This is a genomic window from Streptomyces sp. NPDC044921, assembly GCF_056432865.1.
In genome coordinates this window covers 302,248-317,967 of the sequence record NZ_JBWKIF010000006.1, presented here as the reverse complement: position 1 = coordinate 317,967, position 15,720 = coordinate 302,248, and the positions used below count along the sequence as shown (strand labels likewise).

The 15,720-nt window shown below is 75.8% G+C and carries 17 protein-coding genes; 12 read left to right on the top strand and 5 right to left on the bottom strand.

The genetic code is table 11. The features are described 5' to 3' along the window. Positions 1-52 precede the first annotated feature (52 nt). The 3 genes from AC07DA_RS12570 to AC07DA_RS12560 all read left to right on the top strand — a co-directional run bounded on the left by AC07DA_RS12570 (position 53) and on the right by AC07DA_RS12560 (position 1,650). Complete coding sequence (locus AC07DA_RS12570; protein WP_479127245.1) at positions 53-238, top strand: hypothetical protein; 186 nt, start codon at positions 53-55, stop codon at positions 236-238. A 113-nt stretch (positions 239-351) separates the two neighbouring features. Further along, positions 352-1,017, top strand: a complete 666-nt coding sequence (locus AC07DA_RS12565) for a GAF and ANTAR domain-containing protein (protein WP_479127328.1) — start codon at positions 352-354, stop codon at positions 1,015-1,017. Between the two features lie 111 nt (positions 1,018-1,128). After that, the gene (locus AC07DA_RS12560) at positions 1,129-1,650 is read left to right on the top strand and encodes an ATP-binding protein (RefSeq protein ID WP_479127243.1); all 522 of its coding nucleotides are present in this window, start codon (positions 1,129-1,131) and stop codon (positions 1,648-1,650) included. A 28-nt stretch (positions 1,651-1,678) separates the two neighbouring features. Here the strand turns inward: AC07DA_RS12560 and AC07DA_RS12555 are convergent, their stop codons facing one another. Further along, on the bottom strand, positions 1,679-1,831 hold the full coding sequence (locus AC07DA_RS12555; RefSeq protein ID WP_479127241.1) for a hypothetical protein: 153 nt from the start codon (positions 1,829-1,831) through the stop codon (positions 1,679-1,681). 128 nt (positions 1,832-1,959) lie between these two features. Here AC07DA_RS12555 and AC07DA_RS12550 point away from each other — a divergent pair, with 128 nt between their 5' ends. The 4 genes from AC07DA_RS12550 (at position 1,960) to AC07DA_RS12535 (ending at position 6,221) form a co-directional block, all read left to right on the top strand. Further along, entirely contained in the window at positions 1,960-3,303 is a 1,344-nt protein-coding gene (locus AC07DA_RS12550; protein ID WP_479127239.1) for a helix-turn-helix domain-containing protein, read from the top strand. Between the two features lie 71 nt (positions 3,304-3,374). Further along, a complete protein-coding gene (locus tag AC07DA_RS12545; RefSeq protein ID WP_479127237.1) occupies positions 3,375-4,379 on the top strand; it encodes a permease in 1,005 nt (334 codons plus the stop codon). Then, positions 4,376-5,248, top strand: coding sequence for a TIGR03943 family putative permease subunit (locus AC07DA_RS12540; protein WP_479127235.1), 873 nt, complete (start codon positions 4,376-4,378; stop codon positions 5,246-5,248). The genes AC07DA_RS12545 and AC07DA_RS12540 overlap by 4 nt, the downstream gene beginning before the upstream one ends. Before the next feature lie 181 nt (positions 5,249-5,429). After that, positions 5,430-6,221 carry a GAF and ANTAR domain-containing protein gene (locus AC07DA_RS12535; protein WP_479127233.1) on the top strand — a complete coding sequence of 264 codons (792 nt, stop codon included), beginning with the start codon at positions 5,430-5,432 and terminating at the stop codon, positions 6,219-6,221. A gap of 44 nt (positions 6,222-6,265) precedes the next feature. On the opposite strand, the gene AC07DA_RS12530 is transcribed toward AC07DA_RS12535, so the two are convergent. After that, complete coding sequence (locus tag AC07DA_RS12530; RefSeq protein WP_479127231.1) at positions 6,266-7,054, bottom strand: hypothetical protein; 789 nt, start codon at positions 7,052-7,054, stop codon at positions 6,266-6,268. 491 nt (positions 7,055-7,545) lie between these two features. On the opposite strand from AC07DA_RS12530, the gene thrS reads away from it, so the two are divergent. Continuing rightward, complete coding sequence (gene thrS, locus AC07DA_RS12525; RefSeq protein ID WP_479127229.1) at positions 7,546-8,766, top strand: threonine--tRNA ligase; 1,221 nt, start codon at positions 7,546-7,548, stop codon at positions 8,764-8,766. An 80-nt stretch (positions 8,767-8,846) separates the two neighbouring features. After that, positions 8,847-9,827, top strand: a complete 981-nt coding sequence (locus AC07DA_RS12520) for a nucleoside hydrolase (RefSeq protein WP_479127227.1) — start codon at positions 8,847-8,849, stop codon at positions 9,825-9,827. Positions 9,828-9,897: 70 nt separating this feature from the next. On the opposite strand, the gene AC07DA_RS12515 is transcribed toward AC07DA_RS12520, so the two are convergent. Continuing rightward, positions 9,898-10,839: an LAETG motif-containing sortase-dependent surface protein gene (locus AC07DA_RS12515; protein ID WP_479127225.1), complete on the bottom strand. Its 942-nt coding sequence runs from the start codon at positions 10,837-10,839 to the stop codon at positions 9,898-9,900. Positions 10,840-11,158: 319 nt separating this feature from the next. Here AC07DA_RS12515 and AC07DA_RS12510 point away from each other — a divergent pair, with 319 nt between their 5' ends. Both AC07DA_RS12510 and AC07DA_RS12505 read left to right on the top strand, forming a co-directional pair. Then, the gene (locus AC07DA_RS12510; protein WP_479127223.1) at positions 11,159-12,820 is read left to right on the top strand and encodes a glycoside hydrolase family 13 protein; all 1,662 of its coding nucleotides are present in this window, start codon (positions 11,159-11,161) and stop codon (positions 12,818-12,820) included. Positions 12,821-12,974: 154 nt separating this feature from the next. Continuing rightward, the gene (locus AC07DA_RS12505) at positions 12,975-13,718 is read left to right on the top strand and encodes an Ig-like domain-containing protein (protein WP_479127221.1); all 744 of its coding nucleotides are present in this window, start codon (positions 12,975-12,977) and stop codon (positions 13,716-13,718) included. Here the strand turns inward: AC07DA_RS12505 and AC07DA_RS12500 are convergent. Then, positions 13,712-14,197: a hypothetical protein gene (locus AC07DA_RS12500; RefSeq protein ID WP_479127219.1), complete on the bottom strand. Its 486-nt coding sequence runs from the start codon at positions 14,195-14,197 to the stop codon at positions 13,712-13,714. The two genes, AC07DA_RS12505 and AC07DA_RS12500, sit on opposite strands and share 7 nt — an antisense overlap. 50 nt (positions 14,198-14,247) lie before the next feature. Beyond that, complete coding sequence (locus AC07DA_RS12495; RefSeq protein WP_479127217.1) at positions 14,248-14,622, bottom strand: DUF6479 family protein; 375 nt, start codon at positions 14,620-14,622, stop codon at positions 14,248-14,250. Between the two features lie 227 nt (positions 14,623-14,849). Between AC07DA_RS12495 and AC07DA_RS12490 the strand changes: the two genes are divergently transcribed. Next, a complete protein-coding gene (locus AC07DA_RS12490) occupies positions 14,850-15,263 on the top strand; it encodes a DUF5994 family protein (protein WP_479127215.1) in 414 nt (137 codons plus the stop codon). The last annotated feature ends 457 nt before the right edge of the window (positions 15,264-15,720 follow it).

Below are 15,720 nucleotides of genomic sequence, written 5' to 3'. Positions count from 1 at the left end.
GATCGAGCGTGAGTGGTGTGCGGGACGTGCCCGCCCGAGGAAAGGACGTGGCGTGCCCGGTGTCGCCGGCCTCCTGCAGAGGAGACTGACCGTCGTGTCGTGCCGGGTGAAACGGACGGTGGCGGGGGCGGTGCAGCAGTCCCTGACCTCCCTGAGCCAGGTCCGCTCCTGCCCCTACTGCCGGTCCTGGATCGCGCCGGACAGCGCCGTCTGCCCCGCAGGTCACCGCACGGACTGACCCGCCGCGGGCCGGGGCCCGCCCGGCCCGTTCCCGGGAGGCCGCGGAGGTACTGTGGCCGCAACCGGGACGAGGCGGTGGTGGCGGTGGAGTGGCGTGAGTACGCCGAGCGGATGGCACTGCTCGCCCGGGACCTGCTGGCCCAGGACTCCGTCCAGGACACCCTGGACGAGATCGCGGCGTCGGCGGTCCGGCTGGTCGACGGGTGCGACGCGGCCGGGATCCTCGCCGTGCGCAGGGGCCGGGCCGTGACCCTGGCCGCCTGCGGGGACATGGTCCGCGAGTCCGACCGCCTGCAGGGCGAGCTGCGCGAGGGCCCCTGTTTCGACCTCGCCCGCCGCAAGGACGGTGAGCGCGTGTACCGGATCGCCGACCTGACCCGTCCCCAGCCCACCTGGGAGCGCTACGCGGCGGGAGCCCGGGAGCTCGGGATCGGCAGCATGACCGGGGTGCTGCTCTACGCCGACGACGAGGACTTCGGCGCGCTGAACCTCTACGCCCGCCGGCCGGGCACGTTCGGCGAGGACATCGAGACGGCCGCCTGGCTGCTGGCCTCGCACGCCGCCGTGGCCCTGGCCGGCGCCCGCACCATCGACCAGCTGGAACACGCCCTGGACACCCGCCACGCCATCGGCGAGGCCATGGGCATGCTCATGGAGCGCCACCAAATGAGCGAGGACGACGCCTTCGACGTGCTGCGCCGCATCTCCCAGCACCACAACATCAAACTCCGCGACGTCGCCCGAAAGGTCCGCGCCGAGCACACCGGGCCCGACTGAGCCGCCGCCGGTCGCGGCGGTATCCGCGTGCCGCCCTTGTGTGCCCGTCCGGCGGCCGGGTAGACGCATCGCGGAAAGCCGCCGAACGGCGCCCACGACGAAAGAGTCCGCATGGCCATCCCGCTTAGGAATCAGGCGGCAGATGAGCAGGACCCAGGCAAGCACGCCACGCTGCACTACGGCGTGGCCTGGGCCGAGGGCACGGCGCGTTCCGCCGACGCGCGCCGTGCCCTGCACGCCGTCCTCGCCCACGCCGCACGCACCGGCCGCACCCGCGTGCCGGTCCCGACCGTCCAGGACGCGGAACTCGCGATCAGCGAGCTGGTCACCAACGCCCTCAAGCACGCTCCAGGACCCTGCGGGATGGCCCTGCGGCTCTCCGGTGACCACCTGGCCATCACGGTGTGGGACACCTCCCACGGCCTGCCCGAACCCCAGACGGCCGACCCGCGCCGCTTCGGCGGCCACGGACTGCGCCTGGTGCACCAGGTCAGCCACCGGGTCGCCGTCGCGCCACGCGGTGTCGGGAAGCAGATCACCGCGTACCTGCGCCTGCCCCCGTGCGAGACCCCGGCCGTCCCGGGCCGGAGCGTGCTGTCCGCATCCCTCGTCGACGCGCCGCCCGGCCCGTGACGGGCCCCGCGGCCGGTGGCGGCCCGCCTCAGCGGGCGTCGGCGACGGTCTGCCGGCCGTGCTGCGGCTGCTCCGCACCGGCCGGTCCGGCGTTGGCCGCCAGCAGCAGGGTCGCCATCGCGACCAGGGCGGCGGCGAAGCCTCGGGCGTACCGCTCGGCGGTGCGTGTGCGTTCGAGCACGGCGACCTCGCAACTGGGGCGGCGACTACGGCGGCAGCGTATTAAGCGTCTTCGACAATGCGGCTTAACACTCCGTTTAACCTAGGGGCTGTCCAGGCCGAACGGCAAGAGGCGCAGGGGGAGTTGGCGTGGGGGAACGTGACGATCCGGGGACCATCGGCCGCCGGGTGCAGCGGTTGCGCGTCGAACGCGGACTGACCCAGCGGCAGTTGGCGGAACCGGCGTACACCCCCGCCTACATCTCGACCCTGGAGTCGGGCCGGGTGCGGCCCTCCGACGACGCCCTGCGGCACCTCGCCGGCCGGCTCGGCGTCGCCTTCGACGAGCTCGCCACCGGGCGTTCGGCGCGGCTCGTGACCGAGCTGCGGCTGCGGCTGACCGAGGCCCAGCGGACCCTCGCCGTCGGCGAGACGGAGGCCGCGGCCGGGCAGTACGCCGAGCTGCTCGCCGAGGCCGAGACGCACGGCCTGGCCGCCGAGCAGTCCGCCGCCCTGCTCGGACTCGGCGAGTGCGCCCTGGAGACCGGGGAGCTGGTACCCGGCCGGGAGTACTTCGAGCGGGCCGAGGCCTGCCTGGCCGACGCCCCGCTGCCCGCCCGCGTCCCCGCCCTGCGCGGCCGGGCCGTCGCCCACTACCTGGCCGGCGAGCTGCGGTACGCCGTCTACCTGCTGGAGAGCGCCCTCGACGAACTCAACCGCGGTGGCCTGCACGACCCCGACGCCCTGCTGCTGCTCTACGCCAGCGCCATCGGCCCGTACATGGACATGGGCGCGCACGCCCGGGCCGCCCAGGCGGCCGAGCTCGCGCTGGCGCTCGCCCCGCGGTCCGGCGACCCGGCCCTGGTCGCCCGGATGCACCGCTCGGTCGCCCGGACCCTGGTCGCCGAGGGCCGTCTCGCCGAGGCCGACGCCTCGCTGGCCAAGGCGGCCGAGCTGTACCGGGCCCTGCAGATCCGCACCGAACTCGCCAACTGCCACTGGATGCGCGGCTACGTCTACGCCCAGGACGGGCAGCTGGAACGGGCGGAGGCGGAGCTGCGGGAGGCCCTCGGCATGCTGTCGGCCAAGCGCGCCGCCCTCTACAGCAGCCAGGTCGCCGTGGAGCTGGCCGACGTGCTGCACAAGCGCGGCAGGTCCGACGAGGCCGCGGCCCTGCTGCACGACGTCCTCGGGCACCTGTCCCCCGAGCGCGGCGCCGTCCACGCCGCCGCGGCGCACCGGCTGCTCGGCATCATCGCCGAGGACGCCCGCCGCACCGAGGACGCCGAGGAGCACTACGTGCGCGCCCTGAGCCTGCTGGAGCGGGCCGGGGCCGCAGGCGACCTGGCGGACCTGTGCCGGCTGCTGGGCGACCTGCTGCGGCGCACCGGGCGGGTGGAGGCGGCCCTGGACGCCTACCGGACGGGCCTCGGACACCGCACGGCGCCCGGCACGACCACCCTCGGACCCGCCCCCGCACAGCCCCCGCTGTGAGCGGACACGGCCCCCGCACAGCCGGACGGGTTAGCCTCCTGGCGGGAACGTGAACGACCGGGGCGGGGCGCGTGGAGAACCAACGGACGGTGGCCGACGGCATACGGCTGGGCCTGCGGGCCCTGGTGCACGCCGTCCTCGGGGGCGCCGCGCTGATCGCCGTCGTGACGGTGGTGTCGGTGCTGGGGCCGATGGTCGCGCTCGACCTGTACACCCCGCCGGTCGCGGCCTGGTGGACGGTCTTCACGGCGATCACCGTCCAGGGCGTGCCCTTCCTGCTGCTGGGCACGGTGGTGTCGGCCGCGATCGGGGCGTTCGTGCCGCAGCGGGTCCTCACCCGGCTGCTGCCCCGCCGCGAGGCGCTCGCCGTGCCGGTGGCGGGGGCGGCCGGAGTGGTGCTGCCCGGCTGCGAGTGTGCGTCCGTACCGGTGGCCGGGAGCCTGATGCGGCGGGGCGTCGCCCCCGCCGCCGCGCTGGCCTTCCTGCTGTCGGCGCCCGCGATCAACCCCGTCGTCCTGGTGGCCACCTCGATTGCCTTCCCCGGGCAGCCCGCGATGGTCCTCGCCCGGCTGGTCGCCTCCCTGGGCACGGCCGTGGTGATGGGCTGGCTGTGGGCGCGGTTCGGGAAGGAGGAGTGGCTGCGGCTGCCGCAGCGCAACGGCGGCCGGGAGACCGGCGGCGTGCGCGGCTTCGTCGCGGGCCTCCAGCACGACTTCCTGCACGCGGGCGGCTTCCTCGTGGTGGGGGCGGCGGCCGCGGCGACGTTCGCCGTCGTCGTGCCGCGCTCCCTGCTGGAGGTCTTCACCGGGTCGCCCTGGCTGTCGGTGCTGCTGCTCGCGCTGCTGGCGGTCGCGCTGTGCGTGTGCAGCGAGGCCGACGCGTTCGTGGCGGCGTCGCTGAGCGGCTTCTCGCCCACCGCGCGGCTGGCGTTCATGGTGGTCGGGCCGATGGTCGACCTGAAGCTGATCGCGCTGCAGGCGGGCACCTTCGGCCGGTCCTTCGCGGTGCGCTTCTCGGCCGCGACCTGGGTGGTGGCGGTGGGCAGCAGCGTCCTGGCGGGGTGGTGGCTGCTGTGAGGCGCTACGGACCGGCGGTGCTGCTCGCCCTCGTGGGGGCGGCCGTGCTGCGGGTGTCCCTCTTCAGCGAGCTGTACCTGCGCTACGTCCAGCCGGGGCTGCGATCCAGCCTGGTCGTGTCGGGGGTGGTGCTGGTGCTGCTCGGGGTGGCGGCGGGGGTGTCGGCACGGACGGCCGGACAGCGACCGCGCCCGCGGGAGCCGGAGCACGGCCCGGGCGGTGATCACGGCCACGGCGGCGAACGCGACCACGGCGGGGAACACGACGACGACGGGACGTACGGCTCCGGCGGAGATCCCGATCACGGCGACGGCGACAGCCACGGCCACGGTGACGACCACGGCCACGGTGACGGCCACGGCCACGACCACCGGCACGGCCCCCGGGTCGCCTGGCTGCTCACCCTCCCCGCCCTCGCCCTGCTGCTCTTCCCGCCGCCCGCGCTCGGTTCCTACAGCGCCGAGCGGGAGGCGGCCCAGCGGGCGGCGCGGGGCGTCGGCACCTTCCCGGCACTGCCGGACGGGGACCCGCTCGACCTCACCCTCGGGGAGTTCGGCTCCCGGGCGGTCTACGACAGCGGCCGCTCCCTGCGGGGGCGCACGGTCCGGCTCACCGGCTTCGTCACCCGCGACCCCGACGGCACCTGGTACGTCACCCGCCTCCTCGTCTCCTGCTGCGCCGCCGACGCGAGCGCCGCCCGGGCCGAGGTGCGCGGCGCGCACGCCCCGGCCGTCGACACCTGGGTCACGGTCACCGGCACCTGGCACCCCGAGGGCGCCCTCGGCTCGGACGCCGCCTGGCCACCGGTCGTGGACGCCGCGTCCGTACGGCGCGTGCCGCCGCCGGACAACCCCTACGAGGAGCGCTGAGGCCGGTCCCGCCGGTGACGGCGTCCTCCCGGGTTTCGGCCCGTCCGCCGCGGGTAGTCGGGGCAGCACTTCCGGCCTGACGCCAGGGCGCTCGCGGCCGGTCGCCGTCCCGGCGGGCGGAGCGCGCGGGCCCCCGCAGGACCGGTCGAGGTGCAGGCCGCGGTGATCGAAGGAGGCGGTGGTGGCCGTGCGGCCCAGGGACGACCCCCACGGCGCACCCGGTGACGAGCCGGGTGCCGACGGCTCGGGGGGCGGCGACCTGGATCTCGACGGGGTCCGGGCCGCCGATGTGATCGCCAGGGGCGTGCGCGGCGCCGAGCCGGGTGAGGTGCCCCGGCGGTTGTGCGAGGTGGCCGTCGAACTGCTGCCGGTGACCGGCGCCAGCGTGTCGCTGCGCAGCGAGGGGATGCCCGTACAGCTGAGCGCGAGCAGTGCGCAGGCCGCGCGTCTGGCGCACATCCAGGCGACCCTGGGCGACGGCCCCTGCCAGAGCGCGCTGGCGGACGGGGCGCCCGTGCTCGCCTGCGACCTGGCGGGCGGCCACGACGCCGGACGCTGGCCGGTCTTCGCCCAGCAGGCCACCGCGGCCGGGATCCGCGCGGTGTACGCGGTGCCGCTCGGCAGCGACGCGGTGTGCGTCGGCACCCTCGACCTGTACCGCGACACCCCCGGCGGACTCACCGACCGGCAGCTGTACGTGGCCCGGCTCGTGGCCGGTGTCATGACCGTCGCCCTGATGGCGCTGCCGCGCGGGGACGAACCCGGGACGCAGGACGGGGAGCCCTGGCTGAGCGGACTGGCCTCCGACCACGACCAGGTCTACCAGGCCGTCGGCATGATCATGGCGCAGCTCGGCGTCGCCGCCGACGACGCGCTCGCGCGGCTGCGGGGCGACGCGTTCGCGCGCGGGCGCACCGCCCTGGACGTGGCCCGCGACGTGATCGCCCACCGCAGGCGCTTCGACCGGGACTGACGAGCCGGGACCGGACCGTCCCGCGCGGCGGGCGGGCCCGGTGGTCAGATCTGTGCCCGGCCCCGCCGGGTGAGCTCCGCCAGACGCTGCGCCCCGAGCCGCACGGCCTCCCGCGTGACCTCGGCGTCCACCTCGTCGAGCCCGCCGTGGGTGACGACGATCGCCTCCGCGCCGACGCGCACCCCGGCGATGTCCATGGTCAGGTAGGTCAGCTCCCCCTCCTCGGTCTCCCCGGCCAGCGTGATCCGCAGGGCCTGGCGGGCGTCCCCCGCCGACGGCAGCGGCAGGTCGCCGACCTGGACGCCCTGGACTGCGCCGCGCGTGGCCGAGGCGGTGAACTGGCCGCACCTGCCCGGCAGCGACTTCAGCCAGTCCAGGGTGCGGTCGACGTCGGCCGGGGGATGCGCGGTGACCCGGTAGCGCAGCTGGGCGTCGGTGTCGGCGGCGTCGAACGCGGCCGTCGCGCCGGGGCCCCTGGGGGCGCCGAACAGTTCCTCGGTGTAGAGGACGTCCAGCAGCCGCCGGCACTCGGGGTCCTCGGTGGTCGCCTTCAGCCGCCCGTCCCGCCAGGTCCGCGCGCCCCGCGTCGGGCCCCAGGGCTCCCCGAGGTCCGTCTCGGTGATCAGCGCCGCCCGGGCCTGCGCCTCGGTGAGGCCGCCCTCGGGACCGGCGGACTGCTCGGCGGCGGGCGAGGCGGGGGACGCGGAGGCGGACGCCGAGAACCACCGGGGCCGCGGCTCGTCCCGCACGGCACACCCGGCCGCGCCCACCAGGGCGGCCAGGGCGAGCGAGGGGACGAGGAGCGCGCGGGCGGCGGCCGGAGGGTGGGACATCGCAGTACCTCCTGGTGGGCGGGCCGGGACCGACCGGGACCGGGTCCTTTCGCTATACGCCACCACCACGACCGCCGCCCCACCAGCGCGACGGGCCGTCCGGGTGAGCGGCGGCGGACGCGGGAGCGTGTCGCGGAGAGCCCGCACGCGCCATGCCCTATCCACGCGCACGCCGCAGGGAGCGACCGGGCACGCCGAAGAGAGCGACCGGGGCAGGGGAGTCGCCGGGGGAGGTCCACAACACGTCCCGCGCCCGCGCGCGGCCCCGCCCGGTCTGCTCGCGGGCGCGAAAAGGCTTCGCCCCGCCTCCGGCCCCCCTGCTACGGTCACCCCCATGCAGCGCGTTCAGCCGTTCCCGTCCGTCACGACGACGCCGGAGAGTGTCCCGGCGCGCTGACCGCTGACGTAGACGTCCGAAGCCCCGGGGCGAGTGCCCCGGGGCTTCGTCGCGCGGTGCTCGTCCCCGGACCCCCGCATCCGGAGGAGCCACCATGCACGACCACCGCCGACTCGGCCGTGAACTGGAGCTGTTCGACACCGATCCGCTGATGGGCGCGGGACTGCCGTACTGGCTGCCCGACGGCGCGATCGTGCGGCACACCCTGGAGGAGTACATCCGCGAGGCGGAACGGCGGGCGGGCTACCGCCACGTGTACTCGCCCGTCCTCGGCAAACGCGAGCTGTACGAGATCTCCGGCCACTGGGACCACTACGGCGAGGACATGTTCCCGCCGATGCGGCTGGGCGCCGAACAGGTCCTGCTGCGCCCCAGTCTCTGTCCCCACCACGCGTTGATCTACCGCTCCCGCACCCGCAGCTACCGCGAACTGCCCTTGCGAATGGCCGAGTTGGGCGCCATGTACCGCTCGGAGCCGTCCGGGGTGCTGGGCGGGCTGACCCGGGTGCGGGCCATCACCCTCAATGACGCCCACATCTTCTGCACCCTGGAGCAGGCCGTGGCGGAGGCCCGGTCCGCACTGGAGCTCATCGGCCGCGCCTACGCGGACCTGGGCATCCGGGCGTCCCGGTACCGCCTCTCGCTGCCCGGCGAGGGCGGCAAGTACGTGGCCGACCCGGAGCTGTGGCGGCGGGCCACCGCCTTGCTGAGGGAGGTCCTGGACGGCTCCGGCACCCCCTACGAGGCCGCCGAGGGCGAGGCCGCCTTCTACGGACCCAAGATCGACGTGCAGATCACCGACCCGGCGGGCCGGGAGGCCACCCTGTCCACCGTCCAGATCGACCTCCACCAGCCCGAACGCTTCGACCTGCGCTACACCGGCCCCGACGGCGGCGGGCACCGCCCGGTCATGGTGCACCGCAGCGTCATCGGCAGCGTGGAACGCGCGGTCGCCCACCTCGTCGAGGCCCACGGCGGCGCTTTCCCGGCCTGGCTGGCGCCGGTGCAGCTGGCCGTCCTGCCGGTCGGTGACGAACAGGCCGAGCCGGCACACGACCTGGTCCGCCGCGCGCGGGAGCGGGGCCTGCGCGCCGAGGTCGCCGACCCCGGCCGGGGCACCCTGGCGGCCCGGGTCCGCGCGGTCCGGCCGGTGCCGTACCAGGCGGTCATCGGCCCGCGGGAGGCCGCCGCCGGCCTGGTGGCGGTGCGGCTGCGGGACGGCCGCCGGCCGGACCCGCTGCCCGCCGCGGAGCTGCTGGACCGCGTCGGCGCCCGGGTGGCGGCCCGCGGCACCGCCCTGTGGGAACCGGCGTAGGGCACGGCGGCCGCTGCCGGGGCAGGCCGTAAGGTCGCTGGGGCAAGCCCCGCGTGGAACCGGTGGAAGGAGCCCTCGCCGTGACGGACGGACAGCGCATCCCGGTGATCATCGACTGCGACACCGGTGTCGACGACGCCCTCGCCCTGCTGTTCGCCGTGCGGCACCCGGCGCTCGACGTGCGCGCGATCACCTGCGTGGCCGGGAACACCGACGTCGACGGGGTGGTCCGCAACACGCTGACCGTGCTGGAGCAGGCGGGCGCCCCCGACATCCCCGTCGCCCGGGGCGCCGAGCGGCCGCTGATCGAGGCGCCCCGCTCGGCGCGGCACGTGCACGGCGACGACGGCATGGGCGACCTGGGGCTGCCGGAACCGGCCCGCGCACCGGCCGGTGTGGACGCGGTGACGCTGCTGCGGCGCGAGATCCTCGCCTCCCCGCGCCCGGTGACGCTGGTGCCCACCGCGCCCCTCACCAACATCGCGCTGCTGCTGCGCACCCACCCGGAGGTGGTGCGCAACATCGAGCGGATCGTGTTCATGGGCGGCGCGGCGGCGGCCGGGAACGCCACGCCCGTCGCGGAGTTCAACGTCTGGCACGACCCGGAGGCGGCCGCGATCCTGCTCACCGCCGGGGTTCCGATCACCATGTACGGGCTGGACGTGTTCACCCGGGTCGTCGTCCCGGCGGCGCGGGTGCGGCGCCTGCGCGCGAGCGCGGAGCCGGGGGCCCGGCTGGCCGGTGAGCTGCTCGCGCACCGCCCGGCGCATCCCGGCAGCCGCCCGGACGACCCGTCCGAGACGGCCGGTGGCCTCGGCGACGCGGGGGCGGTCTGCGCGGTCGCCGACCCGGAGGGCCTGACGACCCACCGCCTGCCCGTCGACGTCGCCCTCGCGCCCGGCCCCACGCGCGGCATGACGATCGTGGACCGCCGCCCCCGCCCGGGCGAGTCCGAACTGCACGAGGGAACCCGCGAACAGCCCCTGGTGGACGTGGGGCTGGACGTGGACGTGGAGCGCTACGTGGAGCTGTACCTGGCGACCGTCGAGGGAGGGCTCTAGCACCGCGCACGCGGAACGCCCCCGCGCCGTCGCCGCCGGACGACGGCGCGGGGGCGTCACCGCCTTCGGATCAGGCGCCCGAGGCGTTCCGCTTCGCCCGGCGGCGGGTGGTCAGGACGAGGGCCGCGCCGCCCGCGAGCAGCGCCGCGGCGCCGAGCGCGATCGGGCCGGTGCTGCCGTCGGCGCCGGTCTCGGCGAGGTCGCCGCCACCGCCGTTCGGCTTGGGGGCGGCGGGCGTCGACTCGGAGGCGCTCGGGGTGGGGGTGTCCGTGTCGCCGGACGGCGGGGCGGAGGGCTCCGACGGCTCCGACGGCGACGCCGGCGGGGTGGTGCCCTCGGCCGGCTCCGACGGGGTCGCGGGCGGGGTGGAGGCGGGCGGCTCCTCCTCCGCGGGCGGCGGCGTCGTGCAGTCCTTGGTGCCGCCGTTCCAGGCCGCGATCAGCTTGTCCTTGATGACCGGGCGGTCCGGGCCCTTGGGCAGCTCGCCGTGCTCGAAGCCGTCCTTCGCGTCGAGCTCCCCGTCGAACTTCACCGCGCCCCGGTAGAGGTCGATCTGCCCGAAGCAGCCCTTGTCGGGGATGGCGATGTCGAGCGAGTCGGTGCCGCCCGGCTTGACCGTCACCGTGTCGAAGTCGACGAACACCTGCTCGCCGGAGGTCGCGAAGGTCGGGCCGTGCGCCAGGTAGGAGGCGAGGGAGGCGGTGCAGGTGGCCGCGTCACCGGCGGTGCGCACCTTGATGTGCACCTTGCCGTCCTCGGTCGGCTTCAGGTTCTGGTCGTCGACCTTGACCGAGTCCTGGAAGGTGGTGCCGTCGAGCGAGAACTGGCAGCGGTCGGTCCCCGTCTCCGTGCCCGCGCCCGTCCCGGGCCGGTAGCTGCCGCCGGACGACCAGCCGTCGCCGCCGGGCGTACCGTGCGCGAGCGCGGTGGTGGCGGAGGCGGCGCACAGGGCGAGGGCCGCGGCGCCCGTTCCCAGCAGGCGGCGCGCGGTGACACGTCTCGCTATGGACATAGGGGTATCCCGTTTCTTGGCGAGTGCCGGAACCCGGGTGGCGGCATGCGGGCAGCGCGCGGCGCACGGCTGCCGGGGCCGCACCGGGGGTGAGTGGTCTGAGAAACACTGGGCTCATTGGTCACATGCGCCTCAGTGAGCCCCCATGGTGGCGGCGTCGCAGCACCCTGTCAACCTGCGGGAACGCAAAGGAAGTTACCCCTCCATCACACTTCCGCCACAGTGGGAATGGATCACTCCGACCAACATGATGGTTCCTTTTTCCGGCATTCTGGACAGATTTAATGCTGTCGCCCGTATGCCCTGCTAAGGAGACCGCGTGACCGATCGCTCCACCCTCGACCTGTCGTCCCGCGACCCCGACTGGTGGCGGCAGGCCGTCGTCTACCAGGTCTACCCCCGCAGCTTCGCCGACGCAGACGGTGACGGACTCGGCGACCTGCGCGGCATCACCCGCCGCCTCACCCACCTCTCCGCGCTGGGCGTGGACGCCCTGTGGATGAGCCCGTTCTACCCCTCCGAGCTCGCCGACGGCGGCTACGACGTCGCCGACCCCCGGGGCGTCGACCCGCGCCTGGGCACCCTGGACGACTTCGACGCGCTGGTCGCCGAGGCCCACCGCCTCGGCCTGAAGGTCATCGTCGACATCGTGCCCAACCACTCCTCGCACCGGCACCCGTGGTTCCAGGAGGCCCTGAGCTCCGGGCCCGGGTCGGCCGCCCGCGACCGGTACGTCTTCCGGGACGGCCGCGGCGAGCACGGTGAACTCCCGCCCACCGACTGGCAGTCCGTCTTCGGCGGCAGCGCCTGGCAGCGGGTGCCCGACGGGCAGTGGTACCTGCACCTGTTCGCCCCCGAACAGCCCGACCTCAACTGGGAGAACCAGGAGGTCCGCGCCGACTACCGCGCCACCCTGCGCTTCTGGTCCGACCGCGGCGTCGACGGCTTCCGGGTCGACGTCGCCCACGCCCTCGTCAAGGACCTGAGCGAACCGCTGCGCGACCTCGGCCGGCCCGAGCTGAGCCGCGAGGAGGCCCTCACCGCGCTGCCGCCCGGCACGCACCCCTTCTACGACCGGGACGAGGTGCACGAGGTCTACCGCGACTGGCGCAAGATCCTCGACGCCTACCGCCCGCCCCGCATGGCCGTCGCCGAGGCCTGGGTCCCCGGCGCCCGGCGCGCCCTGTACGCCCGCCCCGACGAACTGGGCCAGGCCTTCAACTTCGAGTACCTGCAGACCCGCTGGGACGCCGGGGAGCTGCGGCAGGTCATCACCGACTCGCTGGCCACCGCCCGGGCCGCCGGCGCCTCGGCCACCTGGGTGCTGTCCAACCACGACGTCATCCGCCACGCCTCCCGCCTGATGCTGCCGCCGGACACCGACCTCAACGCCTGGCTGCTCTCCGGCGGGCGTGCCCCGGCCGTCGACGAGGCGGCCGGGCTGCGCCGGGCCCGGGCGGCCACCCTGCTGATGCTGGCACTGCCCGGCTCGGCGTACCTCTACCAGGGCGAGGAACTGGGTCTGCCCGAGGTCGCCGACCTGCCCACCGAGGTGCTGCAGGACCCGATCTGGGAGCAGACCGGCCACGTCCGCAAGGGCCGGGACGGCTGCCGGGTGCCGCTGCCCTGGACGACGGCCGGACCGTCGTACGGCTTCGGCCCGGGCGGGGCCTGGCTGCCCCAGCCGTCCGGCTTCGCCGCGTACGCCGTGGAGGCGCAGGACGGGGTCGAGGGCTCGACCCTGGAGCTGTACCGCACGGCACTGCGGCTGCGCCGCAAGCTGCTCGACGGCGAGGAGCTGACCTGGGCGGCGGACGCCCCGGACGGTGTCCTGCAGTTCGACCGCTGCGAGGGCTGGCGCTGTGTGACGAACCTGTCCGCGACGGCGGTCGATCTGCCGGCCGGTGAGGTGCTGCTGAGCAGCGCGCCGCTGGAGGACGGCCGGCTCGGGCCCGACACGACGGTGTGGCTCGGGCGGTAGCGGTCCCGCCGGCCGGGCGGTGCCCCGCGCCCCTTCCGGGGCGCGGGGGCCACCCGCCCGGACCAGCACCGGGTGCCGTCCGCCCGGGCGGGCGCGAGGATCGTCGGCGGAGTGTCTTCGGCAGGCCGTGTCCGGACAGGGAGCCCCGCCCGCGATGAACAGGTGCATCGGATCAGCGACCGTGGTGGGGGCCGTCGTCGCGGGGGTGCTCGCGACGTGCGGCCCCCCGGCGGCGGCCCGTGACGGCGAACGGCTGTGGGGGGCGGCCGTCATCACCCCGGGCCGGGAGGGCGTCGTCGAGGTGGCGGGCGTCCCGGACGCGGGGCCGGGAGCCATCCTGACGCTGGTCGCGCCCCGCGGCACGCGGGTCACGGGCGCGCCGCTCGGCGCGTCCGGCCGGCGGGGATCGGTGGCCGCCGACGGGCGCAGCGGGTCGTACACGCTCACCGGCGGCACGGCCCCGCAGTACCGGCCGGACCGTACGTTCCCCTTCGTGCTGGCGGTCCCCGCGGACGCCGTGCCCGGCACCCGGCTGCGCGACTGCGCCCTGCGCGTCACCGACGGACGCGGGGCGCTGCGGGCCACCGGCCGGTGCTCCGTGACCGTGGGGCTCGCCGGGCCGACGCTGGCCCGCCCGCTGTCCGGCGTCCCGCTGGCCCCCAGGCCGGAGATCTCCGGCACGGCCCACCCCGGCGCCCGTGTCACCGTCCGCGACAAGGACGAGCGGGAGGCCTGCGCGGCCACGGCCGGCTCCGACGGCACCTGGTCGTGCACGCCGGGCCCGGCCCTGCCGGCGGGTGCCAATCGCCTCCAGGCGGTCGCCACCCTGAACGGGGTGAGCGCGATGAGCGAGCAGATCGACATCGCGGTGGCGCAGACCGCCGCGGGAGGTCAGTAGCGCACCGCCCGCGCCACCTCCGCCCGGACGTCGCCGGACAGGGCGTGGGTGCTGCGGGCGGTGGCCGTCGCGGACTGCCCGGCCTGCACGTGGCCGACCGTGACGATGACCGTGTCGACCAGCCGTCCGCCGGAGTCCTCGAAGTCGACCCGGACGGCGAAGGACCGGGCCGTGTCGTCGGTGTTGCGGACGGTGACCTCGCTGCGGACCCGTCCGTCGGAGCCGGTCACGGGCCGGCCGGCCTCGACGTCGCCCTCGGCGTCGACGCCGTCCTGGATGTCGCCGAGCCGGCGTTCGGCCTCCGCGGCGGCCGACTCCACGGCCCCGGTGGCCTGCGAGGCGATCGACCCGACCGCCGACCGGGCCTCGCGCGCGCTGTCGGCGGGGCCGTCGCCGCCGCAGCCGGCGAGCACGCAGGCCAGGGCGAGCGCCGGGGCGGCCCCGGCCGTCGCCCGGCGCATGCGGTGTCGGGCAGCCATCGCGCCTCCCAAGGGAGCCGTACGGCCCGCGGGCCGTACGGCTCACGGCATCACGTACGTCCGAGGCCGCCGCCGCCGAACGACCCGCTGGAGCCGGGCGACCAGCGCCGCGGTTTCTGGTCCTTGCCGGTCCTGGTGCTCGCGCGGTGCAGCTCGTGCGGCAGGAGCCGGCGCCCGTCGCGGGCCATCACCGGCACGTCGTCGGGTTCGCGCATCTCCCGCATCTCGCGCACGGGCCCGGTCTCCGGCATGTGCGGCTGTTCCGCCGGGTCGGGGTGGTGGGTGTCTTTGTCCATCACCCGCATCCCGACGCGCACGGCCCAGATCAGCGCGCAGGCCACGACCAGACCGGCGATGAAGGCGATGGTCACGGCGACCGCGTGGTCTGACGACGCCGCCAGCACTTCGTACGTTGCCGTAGTCATGCTCCGATTATCGCCGACACTTTGGTGTAAAGCGCCCGGAATGTCCGGATGGCCCGGCCGGGCAGCCCCCACCCCGGCGGCGGCGACCTCACGGTGACCTTCCGCCTCCCGCGGGCGATCCCGGCTCCGGCCCCGGCCCGCGGGGTACGGTGGAGGAACCGGGGTAGGTCGCACAGCGGTGGCCGAACGGCCTCCTGACCGCCTCCCCGTCCGCAGCAGGAGCCCCCATGACGTCCGCCTCCTCCCCACCGCCCCACGTCCCCGCCCCGTCCGGGGCCCGGCTGAGGCTCGCCGACCAGCCGCGCGAGCGCCGTACGGCCCGCAGGATCGACGGGGCGTGGTGGCCCCGCTCGTACGACCTGGCCGCGGAACTGCCCGGGCTGCTCGCCGGGCTGCCGCGTGCCTGGGGCCGGATCAGCAGCGTCCTCGTCCATGGGGACGTCTGGCTCGAATGCCCCGAGCGGGTGGACGTCGCGGGCCAGGCCGTCCACGTGGGCCGCAGGGACACGCCCACCGCCTCCGACACCGTCTGCCTGCTCGCCCCCGGCCGCGGCCGCTGGGACCTGCTGGTGGTGCCGCCGGGGACGGCGGAGGCCGAGGCGGACCGGCTGATGGAGGGGGCCGTCGCGCGGGGCGCGTGAGCGGTGCGCGCTCACCGGGACCTGGAAGCCCGCCGGGTCCGGGGCGGGAGCGCCCTCGTCTCCGGCACCGGGATGCGGACGGGAGCGCGGCGCGTCATCGCGGCTCGCCCCCCGGGTCCCCGTTCGGCCCGTCCGGGAGGCGCCGCGGGACGCCGGGTGGCAGATTGCGGCCAGAGGAAGGCCGGCCGGGCCGTCGCGTCCCCGCGTGTGCCGCTCGGGAGCCCGGTCCGGCCTTCCCGCCCGCCGGTGCGGGCCTGCGCATCGCTCCCGTCTCACCGGCGCGACCCGGCGTACCGGGGGTGGCGGGAAGAGACCGTTCCCGGTCGACCGGCAGTCCCAGGGTTGATCAGCTGTCCCACCGATCTTGTTCGATTCGGATCGAGCGAGGCCGGCGGTGACGGCACCTCCACGGGCGGCACCTCCGCCACGGGCGGCACGTCGACCGGCCTCGACGGCG

Bases quoted from the DNA above. Each gene is read 5' to 3' on its own strand.
- AC07DA_RS12490 (WP_479127215.1), top strand. From the start codon at position 14,850: ATGACGTCCGCCTCCTCCCCACCGCCCCACGTCCCCGCCCCGTCCGGG.
- AC07DA_RS12515 (WP_479127225.1), bottom strand. From the start codon at position 10,839: ATGTCCATAGCGAGACGTGTCACCGCGCGCCGCCTGCTGGGAACGGGC.
- thrS (WP_479127229.1), top strand. From the start codon at position 7,546: ATGCACGACCACCGCCGACTCGGCCGTGAACTGGAGCTGTTCGACACC.
- AC07DA_RS12530 (WP_479127231.1), bottom strand. From the start codon at position 7,054: ATGTCCCACCCTCCGGCCGCCGCCCGCGCGCTCCTCGTCCCCTCGCTC.
- AC07DA_RS12495 (WP_479127217.1), bottom strand. From the start codon at position 14,622: ATGACTACGGCAACGTACGAAGTGCTGGCGGCGTCGTCAGACCACGCG.
- AC07DA_RS12560 (WP_479127243.1), top strand. From the start codon at position 1,129: ATGGCCATCCCGCTTAGGAATCAGGCGGCAGATGAGCAGGACCCAGGC.
- AC07DA_RS12565 (WP_479127328.1), top strand. From the start codon at position 352: ATGGCACTGCTCGCCCGGGACCTGCTGGCCCAGGACTCCGTCCAGGAC.
- AC07DA_RS12505 (WP_479127221.1), top strand. From the start codon at position 12,975: ATGAACAGGTGCATCGGATCAGCGACCGTGGTGGGGGCCGTCGTCGCG.
- AC07DA_RS12500 (WP_479127219.1), bottom strand. From the start codon at position 14,197: ATGGCTGCCCGACACCGCATGCGCCGGGCGACGGCCGGGGCCGCCCCG.